The organism is Acinetobacter nematophilus (genome assembly GCF_026344175.1).
Taxonomy (GTDB): Bacteria; Pseudomonadota; Gammaproteobacteria; order Pseudomonadales; family Moraxellaceae; genus Acinetobacter; species Acinetobacter nematophilus.
On the sequence record NZ_JAPKMY010000019.1, the window covers coordinates 1 to 15,526 of the forward strand.

Sequence of the window (15,526 nt, forward strand, 5' to 3'; positions counted from 1 at the left end):
CATTGATGGAAATAAAAAAAACCAATCTTCGGATTGGTTTTTTATTGATGTCTGTTGCGTCTGGGTCCGGAATAGCGCTGATTCCGGAAAGTTGAAAGACTTAAAATATCAGGGTGATATACCGCTCACCAGATTAAGCTGCCCTTGTTGGAAAATTTAATGTGGTCAAAAAACGTTTTAAACTATTTTACATCTTTTAAATCAATGCCTTTCGATTCTTTCAGGCTTGCTACAGCATGTACTGAAACGAATGAAACGATTGCAATATAAATCTCGATAGGCAATGTTGCATCGTAAGTTTTAAACAAATAGGCACAAATAATCGGTGCCATTGAACCTGCTAAGATTGATGCAAATTGTTAAGAAAAAGAAACACCTAAATGGCGCATTTGGGTTGGAAACAATTCCGCCAATGTTGCAGATTCAGCGGCGTATGCCATGGCTTAGAACAAGAGACCAATACACATCATCACAAAAATCGTGGCGTAATTGCCTGAACTAATTGCTGAGAAATGCAAGAATACCCAGATGATCAACCCAATATTTCCATCGCTTATGGCAGATTGTGGAAAGCCCCCCCAAAAAAATCCATGTTGATGATTTGGGCTATGTTCACCCAACGACAAGATTGCACCATCCGATTCTCTACCAACGGCAAAGCCTTGGATAAAACGCAGCCCAATCAATAACACAGGTGCCATATAGCCAATGCTGTTATAACCCAGTAAGCACCCCATCAAGAACGTGGAAGCACTGACTAAAAACAGGTTCAGTTGTTTTGGAAGAACAGCCTGAAAAGCTAAATGTGGAGATAGATCATGTGGTTTATTCTTTTCATTGGCGTGGACATATAAGCATGTTTTCTAATAAAAAACTTAAAGTTCAAGCTTATATAAGAAAGATAAAAAGGATTGTGCTGAAGTTCAATATAAAATTGGAAGGGCTAAAGTAACGCTGGAAAAATTGTAAAGATTTAAAGTTATTGAAAAGGCTGATGTACAGTCAATATATCTGGCAATCGAACTCATCTTTTTTGACTTAGCCAAATACTGGCTTGATTTAGGTTAAGTTTCAAGCTCAAGTGTGGTTTTGTCTCTGTGTAGTAGTTTGGCATTTAGCCGAGGATATAAGGAGAGGGATTACGACTGCGAGCCGTCATAAATTGTCTCACAATGGGGCTTTTTTATTTTCATACACTATTTTGCAAAGTCGTAATTCCTGCTTCTTTTAAACACTGTAATAACACACCAAAGGCCATCAGCATTTCTTTTTCTTCAACGCAGGCAAAACCTAATAATAGTCCTCGCTGCATATGAGCATGTGAGTGCATATAATATTGTGATAATGGGCGTACTTTAACACCACGCTGTAAGGCTGCTGTGGCAATGTTGACATCATCACATGTGTTGGGTAGTTGCATCACCAGATGTAGACCAGAATCCTCATCAAATTCGTGAAGGAAAAAGTTACCCAGATAACGCTGAATTAGTTTGACTAAATAAGCCCTACGCTTGCCATACAATAAGCGCATACGGCGAATATGCGCCTCGTAATGTCCCCCACGAATAAACTCTGCCAAGGCACGTTGAGTTAGCAGGTGCCCGCCACGATATAACTCTGCGGCAACAGTTCGTAATGGTGTGAACAATGCCTTTGGTACTATCAGGTAACCAATACGTAGTGCTGGATAAATGGTTTTGCTAAAGGTTCCCATGTAAATCACTGGTGCATTGGGAATCAGCCCTTGTAATGCTGGGTAAGGCTGTCCAGCAAAACGAAACTCACTATCATAATCATCTTCCACAATCCAGCAGCTATGTTGCTTAGCTAACTCCAGCAATTGTTTACGTCGAGCCAGACTTAAGCGTGAACCTAGGGGATATTGGTGTGATGGGGTGACAAAAATTAACTTTGGTAGAGTGGTTGGATTCGTTTCAGGTCGCATGCCTTCAGCGTCAACGGGCATAGGGACTATATTGAGACCATTAATCCGCAGCATGTTAAGCGCGCCCCAATATGCGGGGTCTTCGATCCAGACATGATCGCCTAAATCTGTTAATGCACGGGATACTAGATCAATGGCCTGATGAACGCCCTCTGTGATAATGATTTGGTCTGTATCACATTGTACCGAGCGTGCGACGCGTAAATAATCTGCTAAAGCTTGTCGTAATTCTACGCAGCCACCTGCATTACTGTAGATTAAGTGGTTGATATCTGGTTCGCGGCTTAGATCGGCCTGAATGCGGCTAAAAATGTGATGTGGAAACTCGGTGACATCTGGTGCTCCTGGCACAAATGCACCCCATTGATATGGTGATGCCGAGGCATGTCCCAGTAGATAAGTTCCACGTTGGGACAGTAAATAATTTTCGTTTGCTGGCGTTGTTTTATATGGATGAAATATTTGTGTATTGAGAAAGCTTTCAGGTAAGTGTTCTGAGACCCAAGTGCCATGTCCAGTACGTGCTTCAACGTAGCCCTCAGACTGTAATTGCTCATAGGCAGATAACACCGTATTGCGAGATACGTTAATTTCTCTAGCGAGATCACGAGAGGCTGGTAAACGCGTTTTTACAGGTAATACACCTTCAATAATGGCGTTACGCAAACAATGAAACAAGCGCTGATGTAACGCGCCCCCTGTTTCTTGTTGCAGCCGTAACAATACATGATCTCCCAGTAAACTGCGCAATTGGCTCTCTCCTTTGAGCTAAAAGTAGTTCTCGGTTTTTGTATAAAAGAAAGGACATTAGTTGACCGAGTTAACTATTGTCAAGTATTCGGTGTGACCAAAATTAGGTCAGTAAAATTGACAGCGAGATTAAGATTATTTGATTACATCTAAAACAAAAGTTTTGGCGGCAAGAGGATTAAAACGATTAACTCCTGCATGGATAAATATGCAAAAGATTCCAACTCGCACAGAAGAAGAAAACAATTGCTAAGTAAAAGAGGCTTGATTGAAACAGTGAATGATCAGTTAAAAACTCGCATCAGATTGAACATTCACAGTATCGTTCAGTGAACAATTTTATGATAAATATACCAAACTCAAGTGAATTAGCTTAGCCTACAATTCATCATATTTCACACCTGGAAATACACACAGCATCTCAAATGCTAAATTAGCTGCCAATACTGCTGTTGATCCAAATGGATCATAGGGAGGAGAGACTTCCACTAGATCAGCTCCAACCAGTTGGCAACCTTTCAAACCACGAATAATTTCCAATGATTGCGGAACGGTTAATCCAGCAATTTCAACAGTTCCTGTACCAGGGGCATAGGCTGGATCAATACCATCTATATCGAAGCTTAAATACAATGGACTATCACCAATTTTGGCACGAATCTTTGCCATTACTGGGGCTAATGATTGATACCAACATTGATCAGCTGGGATAACGGTAAAGCCTTGATCAATAGACCACTTGAATTCATCAGCGCTATAGCCCGTACCACGTAATCCAATCTGAAATACTTTGTCGTTGAGTAACAAGCCTTCTTCGACGGCGCGTCTAAATGGTGTGCCATGTGCAATTTTTTCACCAAACATTTCGTCATTCACATCAGCATGTGCATCGATATGTACGACCGCCACTGGCCCATACTTTTTGGTAATAGCACGCAAGATAGGCAACACAATGGTGTGATCACCACCCAATGTAATTGGCTTACAGTCGTATCTTAAAATGTTTTCTTGATAAAATGATTCAATGATATCTATGCTTTTTAGCAAGTTAAAGGTATTGATTGGCACATCACCGATATCTGCCACTTGTAAACTTTCAAAAGGTGCAGCAAAGGTATTCACGTTATAAGGACGCAACATTCGTGATTCATCACGAATTTGTCGTGGTCCCAGACGGGAGCCAGGACGATTAGAGGTGCCTATATCAAATGGAATACCTACGAATGCTACATCTAGCCCTTCACCATTCACTTGCATAGGCAAACGCATCATTGTGGCTATCCCGCCACAACGCGGCATTTCATTACCACTTAAAGGCTGGTTAAATGGTTTATTGCTCATTTTCATACTCCAGTGATGATTTTGAATGTGGTGGGAAAGGCTCAATACTTCTGTTCTACTTTTATTGATTCTGTTGCATTCATTAGATCATCTGAAACAGCAATCTCTCGACCTGATAATCGGTCTTGCCATGTATTCAGCACCTCAGCAGGCGTAGGCTTGCTCATCAGGCTCACGACAACATAGGTCACCAAACTCGACAGCAGACCAAAATAGATGGGTTCATTGGCCAATACATTGGTAAAGATCATTGTCGCAAGTGTCACTACCGTACCCACAGCCATAGAAGCCAAGGCGCCAATGCCAGTTGCTCTTTGCCATATAAACCCACCAAGAATTGCAACCAGCAAACCACCCACAAGAATATCATAGGCAATGGTCAATGCAGTCACCACATCACTTACCACCATTGAAATAATCGTCGCAACCATTCCAAGTCCAATGATATATAACCGATTGGCGCGTATATCATGTTCAGGATTAACCTCGCCAGAATCACTTTTTCGGCCCATCAAATGACCAAAAAATGGCATCACATCGGCTCTGGATACAGTGGCACAAGCAATTAAGGCTCCAGAAGCTGTAGACATCATTGCAGCGAGAGCTGCAGCAAGTACAATTCCCGATAACCCTACAGGCAATACTTTCTCAGCAACAGCAGCAAAAACATCGCTCTTTGCAGCAATATCTGGTAACAAAGCAGAAGCTGCAACCCCAATCAAAGCCCCGGCAACCCCATACAGCAAGCAATAAACACCCGCTACAGTACCACCCCAACGAGCGACTTTAGGTGACTGGGCTGTGAACACACGCTGCCAGATATCCTGACCAATCAACATGCCAAACGAATAAATGACAAAATAAGTGATGATTGTGTCGATACCAATGGTACCAAGATCAAAATGTGCTGCACCAGTTGTTGGACCTAGCTTTGCCATAATACCATCGTAGCCACCAGCCTGAGTCCAAGCAAATGGCAACAATAAAACAAATACGCCAATCGTCTTAAGTACAAACTGTACCATGTCAGTTAATGTGATTGACCACATACCGCCAATCGAAGAGTAAAGAATGACGATGACAGCACCGATCATCACAGAAATCCACTGTGGTGTACCAAATAGCACATTAAAGATGGTTGCATATGCAATTGTTGAGGTGACTGTCAGCATGAGTGTGTATAACACCATCACAATACCAGATGCCGCAGTCCCATTAATGCCATAACGTAATTGCAGCATCTGAGCAACCGTAAACACACGCAATCTTTGGATTGGGCTGGCAAAAAACAGGCTGAGCAAAATTAAGCCAATCGCAATGGCGACCACGAGCCACATGCCAGAAATACCAAACTTGTAACCAAGACCAACGCCACCAACGGTAGACGCACCGCCAAGTACGACCGCCGCCATAGTACCTGTATATAGTCCAAAACCAAGGCGACGACCTGCGACCAGAAAATCACTACTGTTCTTGGTCCTTGCTTTTCCTAAAAAACCAAATATCAGCATTACAACAAGATAAAAAACAACAATCGCTATATCAATACCCATAGAAATTTTCCTTTTCTTTTTTTGTCATTCAAATATCTGCTGTAGATTTTCAACAGCAAGCATTACATAAGCCAGTTCAGTTTCTTTACTAAAAAAAGCTGAATGAGGTGTTACCACAATCCTTGGTTCATGGAGTACAGGAGCATCTGCTTCAGGAGGCTCTGGATCAACAACATCAAGAAATGCGCCACGCAGTCTTCCAGACTGAACAGCTGAAATGAGAGCCTGTGTATCTACCAGCTCCCCACGTGCAACATTGATGATTGACGCACCTTGAGGCATTAACTCAATCGTGCGCGCATTCACAATATAATGATTCTCCAATGTGGCTGGAGCATGTAAGGTCAACACATCTGCAATCTGAAAAAGATCATCGAGTGAATCAACACGTCCAACCGTTATAGGCCATGCCTCACTGGGTATATATGGATCATACGCAACAACACGTCCAAATAATGGCAGGGCACGTGTGACCAATGCTCTAGCAATACGTCCCATACCGTAAACAGCAAGCGTGAGTTCACTGATTCGTGGAGGTGTTGGAATTTTTTTAAAATCCCAATACTTTGAAGCCTCACGTGCAGCAGGAATTTCTCTCAACAACGTCAGTATGCCTGCCAATGCATGTGTTGCGACCTCCTCACTGGCCGGACTAGGCAACGCAAAAACAGCAATGCCAGCTGCTTTTGCAGCATGCGTGTCAATCTGGTCTAGCCCTGTCGTGGTGGTCACAATTACTCTCAACAATGGGGCTGCTGCAATTACACTTGCATCAATACGGCAAAAACTGACAATCAGCCCTTCCAAATCAGCCAAGTGTGTAAGCAAACCCTCTCCTTCATGAAGTAAAACCGTGTCATGTCCAGCTGCATCCAACACAGCAATACCTGGGGCAAAGTCAAGTCCACCTGTATCGGTAATAACAATTCTTGCCATGTTCGATTAATCCTTATATGACGGATCTATACGATCTAATTTACGTAACCAGGCCTGCCAAACAATTTGACGCTCATGTTCTACACTTTGAAATTGCTGACTCACATGTTGACATAAAGCAGGCTCAACCTGTCGTACCTGCCCCAGTATTGCCAATTGGCTTGTGGCCAATTGAATTTCACAAGCACGGTTTAGGTAGTACATAATCTGAAAAGCATCAGCAACGGTTGCTCCGACTGATAACAAACCGTGACTACGTAGAATTAAGGCGCTATTTTTGCCGAGTGATGTCTGGATGCGACTACGTTCATCTAGATTAAAAGCAACCCCTTCATAATCGTGATAACCAACCCGATTGTAATATTCAAGACTGATCTGATTGAGTGGCAACAACCCCTGTTCACTGGCAGCCACTGCCATACCTGCTAATGTATGCGTATGGATAACGCAATGTGCATCCTCCCTTGCCATATGTACGGCACTATGAATAGTAAATCCTGCTGGATTATACGGAGAGTGTCCTGAGAGGACTTTACCGTGTAAATCAACAACAATCAGATCACTGGCACAAACCTCGTCAAACATTAGACCAAATGGATTAATCAGAAAGCGTGGTTCCCCTTCACCAGGTAGGCGGGCTGAAAAATGAGTATATAAAGTGTCCTCCCAACCAAACATGGCAGCCAACCGATAGGCAGCAGTTAAATCACGCCGTAACGTCGTTTCATCATCAATGATTTTAGCTGGGTCACTGATCATTTTTATTCCTTCTATTTGTCTTTAGTCTTTATTTTTCGAACACTAGACCGCTTGCAAAAGTAGTTTTTTGGTCATTCAGGCGTTATGCAATACCTTATAAATCCAAGCTTATCCCTGCTCAAATTTTGACTAATGCAAGAGGTTTAATGTAAATATCACTTCTAATGTAATAACTGCTGTGCCGGTTATATTAAATCCAGCTCGCGCTCTACACGAATGTCCTGTTTCCACTATGTCGCGTAGACTAATGACAAACGAGAGCCAATTTGATAAAAGTCAAAGGAGCCAATCAGATGACTTGTTGAAAAAAGAATGATTGGCTCGCTTAGTCTGAATTTGACAGTATTTAAAGAAAAATAGAGCCTGATAAATAAGACTAACATTGTCAGTGCAGGCGACTGCAAAGGTGTAATCTCAACATATGTCTGGCTGATCGACATATGGAAACCAATCAGCATTGACAATGAAATGTAGTCAAACAGGTAAAAATGTAAGACCTTAGGTTTTTAGATTATTCAGAACATTTTAGACGGACAGTTTTAGCCAAGCTTGATGAAAGTTTTTCTATTCGAATCGTTGTTGCTCAATTTGAAATTCATAAAAAATAATATTTTGAGCTGGAGAAATTGAATTGGAGTTAAAACGAATATGTTCTCGTAGACCCTGAAAAATTCATGATTGAGCTTTAATTGAGGTAGTTTTGATTTAAAATAATGGAAGAGATGTAGATATGGATTAAATGTTAGCGTAGGGAATAGTTAGTCAATTCTATGGCCTGATTATTTCGTATGTTTTTTCATCACAGTAGGAGAAATTTAACGGTTTGATTATAGTATTCTTCCTACTCAAAATAGCCACACGAAGAAAAAAATCCCACGATATAAAATGGGACTTTTAAGGGTCAAGAAACAAAGCTCTGTTTTTGCTATTTCCAATATGACATTAGAATTTATAGACCAATAACAACTGAACCAAACGATCTTGTTGACTTTGGTGACTACCCGCAAAGTCTGCGGCATTCAATCCTGCATCATTCTTACCAAGAATGTACTCAGCAATCACAGAGATATTGTTATGGTCAACTTCAAGACCTACAATATTGCGTGTCGATGTTTGATAAGCCTTATTGTCCTTCACATAGCTGCTGTACATCCAATACGGCGAGATGTCACCAATCTTACCCACATCCTTAAAGATGTAGCTCAGATTTGTAGTATAGAAATTCCCTTGATTGGCAACATTATAAGCATAATCAAAACTGCCCATGACTGAATAATCTGGATGAATTGAATCTTTATTTGATATATGTTGCTGACCACCCGTCAGGTTTAAAGTCAGATTACCATAAGACATCGTGCTGAAAGCAGACCATGCATGACGATGGCCAGTTTTATCGGCAGTCACGTTATCCAATTGAGAATACAAATAAGACGCACCTACATTGGTTTTCAAGTCACCAACATTGGGTAAATCTTGAATCACGCGACCAACAAGCATATTTTTCTCTTTCAGTTGGCTTTGGCTGCTGTCATCTGGTTTTACAAAATTGGCACTATATCGGGCTGAATCAGTACTCTTACCGAAATAGTGACCACCATCACGACCAAAATAGCCCATATCAATCTGTGTTTTTGGCATCAGGTTAAAATGGTAAGTCACACCCAAATTATGTGTATCTTCCAAACCAATACCACTCATTAAGCCACCATACCAAGTGGGCTCCCAAAAACGGCTTGGACCAAATGGAATTTCTTGTATGCCGACTTTAACATTATCAGTCTTATTCAGTTGATAGCCAACATATCCATCAACCAGTGCGGAAAAATCACATAGAGTATTGAACTGATAACAACGATACTCAACACGACCGAACAGATTGCTCGCCGATTTATAGTCCAATTTAATCTTGGACGCATAAAATGCCAGTTTGTGATCCGAAGAAGAATTGTAATTGTTATCATTATAACGAATACGGAAATCACCAGATAATGTTAAAGCCCCCAGATTAGTATCAGCATTGCCTATAGTTAAATCGCTGGCGAAAGCTGATAGGGCAGTAATACCTATCAATACCCCACTGATTATTTTTAAACGACACATAGCATTCATCCTTAATATTTATTAGTCAATACATGTGAACTCAATGATTCACCTGTAGAGTCTCTAATGTGTCGTGTTAATATTGTGTAAACGAGAGCCAATTATTTCGTTTCTAAGGGAGCCAATTTTTTCATTACCAAGCACTCAAGCGCAGCGCTTAAAGACCATTGATTGTTTATCGAGTGATCAGTGAAAAAAATTGCGTCAGATTGAACATTCCCGACATCATTCAGTGAACAACTTTATGGTAAATATGATGGCGACTCTCGTTGCTTATTGCTTGAATCCGTATAAAGCAGCTTTTCGTCATATACTAAAAGCTTAACGATATTTCGCTGAACTTGGGTTTTTTATTTAGAACCAATCTATTAAAGATACTTGGGTTTTTTTACTTATTTTTATGCTGAACTATGCTGGTGTCATTTCCCAAGTTAAGCTTCTGTTTTTATCTGACATCATTTCACAACCCCAATAAAAACCAGTCATTACTTTTACAAGACTGGGTTTTTGGGGTAATTTAAATCAAGATAGATCAATACACATGTACTTGATTTCCAAATACTCTTCAATGCCGAACTTAGAGCCTTCACGCCCTAAACCAGATTGTTTTATACCGCCAAATGGCGCCACCTCATTGGAAATCAGACCTGTGTTAATTCCCACCATGCCATATTCTAATGCCTCACCAACACGCCATTGACGTGTAGCATCTTTGGTAAAGCAATACGCAGCTAAGCCAAACTCTGTATCATTTGCAAAAGAAATAGCTTCTGCTTCCGTATTGAAGCGGAACAGCGCTGCCAAAGGCCCAAAAGTTTCCTCTTTAGATACCAACATATCCTGAGTTACTTCAGTTAACACCGTTGGCTCAAAGAAGGTACCAGCTAAAACCGAACGCTGACCACCAATCAATACTTTGGCACCTTTGGCTGTTGCATCCGCAATATGTGACTCTACTTTGCTAACCGCATTTTGATTAATCAGTGGACCTTGTGTGGTGCTTTCTATACGACCATCACCCACTTTTAGCGCAATAACTGCTTCTGCCAACCGGGTGGATAAAGCATCATAAATGCCATCCTGTACATAAATACGATTAGCACATACACAGGTTTGACCACTATTGCGGAATTTGCTCACCATAATGCCTTCTACAGCCTGGTCTAGGTTAGCATCATCAAATACAAGAACAGGTGCATTACCACCTAGCTCTAAGGATAGTTTTTTTATAGTGGATGCACATTGCTGCATTAAAATACGTCCCACCTGAGTAGAACCAGTAAAGCTCAATTTGCGCACAATATCGCTATCACAGAGTGTTTTACCAACTTCGTTCGAGTCACCATTGACAGTGATCAGCACATCAACGGGTAAACCCGCTTGTATTGCCAATATTTCCATCGCATAAGCAGTCAATGGCGTTTGTGCGTCTGGTTTCACCAGCATACTGCAACCTGCTGCAATGGCGGGCGCTACTTTACGGGCAATCATGGCAGCAGGGAAGTTCCATGGGGTAATTGCTGCGGTAACACCTATTGGTTGTTTTAATACCAACAGGCGTTGGTCTGGTTGGATGGATGGAATAATATCACCATCAATACGACGTGCCTGCTCTGCAAACCAACGTATAAACGATGCCGCATAACCAATTTCACCACGTGCTTCAGTTAAAGGCTTTCCTTGCTCAGCAGTGAGAATCTGTGCGAGATCCTCTTTATGCTGCTGCATCAAATTATACCAAGCCCACAGGACATCAGCGCGTGCCAGAGCGGTTTGTTTTTTCCAAGCGACTTGAGCAACTTCCGAACGCTTGATCAAAGTTTCAATGGCAGCGCGATCATGGCTTTTTACCCACGCTAAAGTATTCCTTGTTGCTGCATCATGCACATCAATATAAGCAGACTCTGTTGGCGGCAGAAATATGATATCTGGATGCTTAAGTAAATACTGCAAACTCTCCTGAATCACACCACTGTCCCCGCTTTTTGATTCACTGAATGTCCATCAGATTGTAGCGAACCCAATGCTTGCTTTATAATCTCCAAGCCTTGTCGGAATTGTTCCGAAGGAATCGTCAGAGGGTACAGGAAACGAATGACATTACCTTTTTGACCACAAATCAATAGTAAAAGACCTTGCTGCATGGCGTATTGTTGTACAGCCTTCGCCTGATCAGCGCTTTCTAACTCAACAGCAACCATTGAACCCAATGCACGTACATCAATAATGGCAGACGAAGCTTGTTGCTCAATTTTTAGAATGCTCGTAAGTTCTTCACCTAGCAAATTAGCTCGGTCACACAATTGTTCCTGTTCAATAACATCTATCACTGCATGTGCTGCGGCAATAGCCAATGGGTTCCCAGCATAGGTACCCCCCAAACCACCTGGGTTTGGTGCATCCATCACATCACTGCGACCAGACACTGCAGAAATCGGCAATCCACCACCCAAGCTTTTTGCCATGGTCATCAAATCTGGTTTAACACGATAATGCTGCATAGCAAACAATTTACCAGTACGGGCAAAGCCTGTTTGTACTTCATCAGCAATTAACAAAATACCATGCTCATCACACAGCGCACGTAAACGCTCCATAAACTCGACAGGTGCAGCATGGAAACCGCCTTCGCCCTGTAACGGTTCCAGTACAATAGCTGCAACGTTATGTGGTGCAAGATCTGCGATAAAAATATCATCAATACTGTTCATGGCATCATCAACACTAATACCGCGTAGCGTTGATGGATAGCGGGCATGGAATACACCTGCCGCCATAACACCAAAATCGTGTTTGTATGGTGCAGTTTTACCAGTCATAGCCATTGCCATGAATGAGCGACCATGGAAACCACCACTAAAAGTGATTACACCATGACGACCAGTATAGCTACGCGCAATTTTCACCGCATTTTCAACTGCTTCCGCACCTGTGGTGAAAAATGCGGTTTTGACAGGACCATCGATAGGTACTGCTGCATTAATACGCTCTGCCAGAGAAATATAGCTTTCATATGGGGAAATTTGATATGCTGTATGGGTAAATTTTCCCAGTTGCTCAGTCACTGCTGCAATGATTTTTGGGTGAAGATGACCTGTATTCAGCACAGCAATACCACCACCAAAGTCAATGTATTGTTTACCTTCAGCATCCCAAATTGTTGCGTTTTCAGCCTTTTCAGCATACCAAGAACACATAACTCCCACACCACGTGGTGTTGCCTGTTGTTTGCGAGCATTTAAAGCAGCATGTTTACCATCCATATGATTTCCTCACCTTTTAAGTTGTGTTTTCTATCGCTAGCTGATCAGTTTTTCAAAATGTAAAAAACATCAGCCGATGGTATTACTGTTACTGATCATCACTCAATTAACGAGAGCCATTTACACGATGTGAGATAGAGCCAATTGTGAAGTTAAACAGATTGACTATCACTTATGGATCAAGCAATTTGTTCAGTGCTCAATTGAGAACTTAATCCTAATTAAGCTGTCCAAGATTGAGGGGGGAGTTCAATTTTTTGATAGGTCTTTTTAATGAACCTTGAATAGAATCAACAAAAAAAGCCCCGATCTTTCGATCAGGGCTTTTTGAATTTGGAGCGGGAAAGGAGACTCGAACTCCCGACCCCAACCTTGGCAAAATACGAAATGGAAATAGTTGTTATTAGGTTATTCCAATATTCCCACTTATAGCCCTGATTTGAATTTGATAGTAAAAAACATGGATTGGAATAACGGGTTTAAGAAATTTATGGATATAGATTGTATTGAAATCTTATTCTTGGAAATTTAACTATTCATTTGAATTTTTTAGTGATTTCAATTTTATCGCCGCATCAAATATTTTTAAAAGTGTTGACTTTGCTTTTTATTTAACCAACAATCATTACATAGTTCTGGAATGGATTCCAATATGTTGGAAAAATCAAAAACTCCTGCATTGACGCGGGCATTAGACATCTTAAATTTTATTTGTGTACATGGCGCTTGTTCAGTACTTCAAATTCAAGAGGTGCTGAATATTCCTAAAAGCTCTATTTACAATATCCTAGAGGAGTTATGTCGTCAGAATTATTTGATTAAAAGTAATGATGGTTCTTATTCATTATGGTTAAAAGTAGTCGAGCTCTCTAATCAAGTTCTCGTACAAATGGATTTGCGTGCAATTGCAAAACCTTATTTGACTGATTTAATGCTAACAACAGGTTTAATGTGCCATTTAGGCGTTTTAGATCAAAAAGCAGCTTATTATGTCTTAAAAATAGAAAGTAATTCTTCTATTCGCGTACATTCCTATGAAGGTAAGCGTTTAGCTTTAGAACGTTCAGGAATTGGTAAATGCCTTTTAGCATTTCAGCCTGAGGATTTAATTCAACAAACCATACAAAATCTTAATTTTATTGCTAAGACCGAAAATTCTATTATGAGTGTCGAGGCCTATGTACAAGAATTAGATCTTATTAGAAAAAAAGGATGGAGCTTCGATAATAGCGAAGATGTTGAAGGCGTTCGTTGTATAGCAGCTCCAATTTTTAATTCACATAATACTTTAGAAGCGGCAATTTCAATTGTGGGCGCCTCAATACAAATCAATGAAAATAACCAGGAAGAATTAGTTAGATTAACTACGGAATGCGCTCGAAAAATTTCACTAAAAATCGGTGCAAAAATAAATCAATACTAAGGAGCTTAAAGATGACAATGACGTTACCAAAAATAAAAGAGATTCGTGCTTATTTTATGGGTGGGGCGACTGCAGATAAGAGCAAAGGTGAAGGGGGTGCGGATTATCATGATCAAGGAGGAAGCCATTGGATTGATGATCATATTGCAACGCCGATGAGTAAATATAAATCTTATGAGCAATCACGCCAATCTTTCGGAATTAATGTTTTAGGCACATTAATTGTTGAAGTTGAAGCAGATAATGGACAAATGGGATTTGCAGTATCTACTGGCGGTGAAATGGGGTGTTTCATTGTAGAAAAACATCTTAACCGTTTTATTGAAGGGCGTTGTGTTTCGGATATCAAACTTATTCATGATCAAATGATGAATGCTACGATGTACTATAGTGGTTCAGGTGGTTTGGTGATGAATACCATTTCCTGTGTCGATTTAGCCCTATGGGATTTATTCGGTAAAGTGCTTGACCTCCCTGTTTATAAGTTGTTGGGTGGAGCAGTTCGTGAAGAAATCCAATTCTATGCAACAGGTGCGCGACCAGATCTAGCCAAACAAATGGGCTTTATTGGTGGCAAAATGCCAACGCATTGGGGACCACATGATGGCGATGCGGGAATTCGTAAAGATGCTGAAATGGTGAAACACTACCGTGAAAAATGTGGTGATGATTTCTGGTTGATGCTTGATTGTTGGATGAGTCAGGACGTTAATTACGCTTTAAAATTGGCATATGCATGTGCACCTTATAACTTGAAGTGGATCGAAGAATGCTTGCCACCACAACAATACGAAGGTTATCGTGAATTAAAACGCCAAGCGCCTCCAGGTATGATGGTGACGACAGGAGAACATCACGGTACAGTTCAATCATTCCGTACATTGTCAGAAACAGGCATTGATATCATGCAACCTGATGTAGGGTGGTGTGGCGGTTTAACGACTTTAATTGAAATCGCAGCAATTGCAAAATCACGTGGCCAGTTGGTTGTACCACATGGTTCATCGGTATATTCACACCACGCAGTAATTACCTTTACCAATACACCATTCAGCGAATTCTTAATGACTAGTCCAGACTGTTCAGATTTACGTCCACAATTTGACCCAGTCTTGGTGAATGAACCTGTACCTGTAAACGGTAAGATTCATAAATCAGTATTGGATAAACCGGGCTTTGGTGTGGAATTGAATAAAAATTTGGAATTAACACGCCCTTATCTACATTAATCGCTCTATAACAAAACCTGCTCTCAACGAAAAGAGCACGTATAAATAAAAACATGCAGGAGTACAAATAAATGAATCATATTTTGCGAGATCTAGATGCAATGCTAAAAACAAAATTTCGTTTAGTGCCATTGATGTAGGGTTTATATGTCTTGGTATTTTTAGACCGTACCAATATTGGTTTTGCTAAAAAATAGACAGATCAATTAGATACAGGTTTAAGAAAT

At 40.8% G+C, this 15,526-nt stretch carries 12 protein-coding genes, 1 tRNA gene and 2 pseudogenes; 4 read left to right on the plus strand and 11 right to left on the minus strand.

Features of this window, described 5'->3' with window-relative positions:
• Positions 1-182 precede the first annotated feature (182 nt).
• The 3 genes from OSH00_RS19975 to pdxR all read right to left on the minus strand — a co-directional run bounded on the left by OSH00_RS19975 (position 183) and on the right by pdxR (position 2,695).
• Positions 183-332 (minus strand): hypothetical protein, encoded by a 150-nt coding sequence (locus OSH00_RS19975; protein WP_266131879.1) that lies wholly within the window; start codon positions 330-332, stop codon positions 183-185.
• Positions 333-443: 111 nt separating this feature from the next.
• Complete coding sequence (locus OSH00_RS19980; RefSeq protein WP_266131880.1) at positions 444-737, minus strand: hypothetical protein; 294 nt, start codon at positions 735-737, stop codon at positions 444-446.
• 452 nt (positions 738-1,189) lie between these two features.
• Positions 1,190-2,695, minus strand: a complete 1,506-nt coding sequence (gene pdxR / locus OSH00_RS19985; protein ID WP_266131881.1) for a MocR-like pyridoxine biosynthesis transcription factor PdxR — start codon at positions 2,693-2,695, stop codon at positions 1,190-1,192.
• Positions 2,696-2,831: 136 nt separating this feature from the next.
• Between pdxR and OSH00_RS20615 the strand changes: the two are divergent.
• Positions 2,832-3,048: pseudogene (locus OSH00_RS20615) on the plus strand (transposase); the annotation flags it as partial.
• A gap of 25 nt (positions 3,049-3,073) precedes the next feature.
• On the opposite strand, the gene speB reads toward OSH00_RS20615, so the two are convergent.
• The 5 genes from speB to OSH00_RS20010 all read right to left on the minus strand — a co-directional run bounded on the left by speB (position 3,074) and on the right by OSH00_RS20010 (position 9,384).
• Positions 3,074-4,036 (minus strand): agmatinase, encoded by a 963-nt coding sequence (gene speB / locus OSH00_RS19990; protein ID WP_266131882.1) that lies wholly within the window; start codon positions 4,034-4,036, stop codon positions 3,074-3,076.
• Positions 4,037-4,077: 41 nt separating this feature from the next.
• Positions 4,078-5,589 (minus strand): sodium:solute symporter family protein, encoded by a 1,512-nt coding sequence (locus OSH00_RS19995; RefSeq protein ID WP_266131883.1) that lies wholly within the window; start codon positions 5,587-5,589, stop codon positions 4,078-4,080.
• A gap of 24 nt (positions 5,590-5,613) precedes the next feature.
• Positions 5,614-6,525, minus strand: coding sequence for a C-terminal binding protein (locus OSH00_RS20000; protein WP_266131884.1), 912 nt, complete (start codon positions 6,523-6,525; stop codon positions 5,614-5,616).
• A gap of 6 nt (positions 6,526-6,531) precedes the next feature.
• The gene (locus OSH00_RS20005; protein ID WP_266131885.1) at positions 6,532-7,284 is read right to left on the minus strand and encodes a class II aldolase/adducin family protein; all 753 of its coding nucleotides are present in this window, start codon (positions 7,282-7,284) and stop codon (positions 6,532-6,534) included.
• A gap of 942 nt (positions 7,285-8,226) precedes the next feature.
• Entirely contained in the window at positions 8,227-9,384 is a 1,158-nt protein-coding gene (locus tag OSH00_RS20010; protein WP_266131886.1) for a hypothetical protein, read from the minus strand.
• Positions 9,385-9,577: 193 nt separating this feature from the next.
• Here OSH00_RS20010 and OSH00_RS20620 point away from each other — a divergent pair.
• Positions 9,578-9,709: pseudogene (locus tag OSH00_RS20620) on the plus strand (IS982 family transposase); the annotation flags it as partial.
• 197 nt (positions 9,710-9,906) lie between these two features.
• Here OSH00_RS20620 and OSH00_RS20015 read toward each other — a convergent pair.
• The 3 genes from OSH00_RS20015 to OSH00_RS20025 all read right to left on the minus strand — a co-directional run bounded on the left by OSH00_RS20015 (position 9,907) and on the right by OSH00_RS20025 (position 13,073).
• Positions 9,907-11,352 carry an NAD-dependent succinate-semialdehyde dehydrogenase gene (locus OSH00_RS20015; RefSeq protein WP_266131887.1) on the minus strand — a complete coding sequence of 482 codons (1,446 nt, stop codon included), beginning with the start codon at positions 11,350-11,352 and terminating at the stop codon, positions 9,907-9,909.
• Positions 11,349-12,647, minus strand: coding sequence for a 4-aminobutyrate--2-oxoglutarate transaminase (gabT, locus tag OSH00_RS20020; RefSeq protein ID WP_266131888.1), 1,299 nt, complete (start codon positions 12,645-12,647; stop codon positions 11,349-11,351). The genes OSH00_RS20015 and gabT overlap by 4 nt, the downstream gene beginning before the upstream one ends.
• A 334-nt stretch (positions 12,648-12,981) precedes the next feature.
• A tRNA-OTHER gene (locus OSH00_RS20025) sits at positions 12,982-13,073 on the minus strand.
• A gap of 226 nt (positions 13,074-13,299) precedes the next feature.
• On the opposite strand from OSH00_RS20025, the gene OSH00_RS20030 reads away from it, so the two are divergent.
• Together OSH00_RS20030 and rhmD are read left to right on the plus strand one after the other, a co-directional pair.
• Entirely contained in the window at positions 13,300-14,070 is a 771-nt protein-coding gene (locus OSH00_RS20030; protein WP_266131889.1) for an IclR family transcriptional regulator, read from the plus strand.
• An 11-nt stretch (positions 14,071-14,081) separates the two neighbouring features.
• A complete protein-coding gene (rhmD, locus tag OSH00_RS20035; RefSeq protein WP_266131890.1) occupies positions 14,082-15,299 on the plus strand; it encodes an L-rhamnonate dehydratase in 1,218 nt (405 codons plus the stop codon).
• Positions 15,300-15,526: the final 227 nt, after the last annotated feature.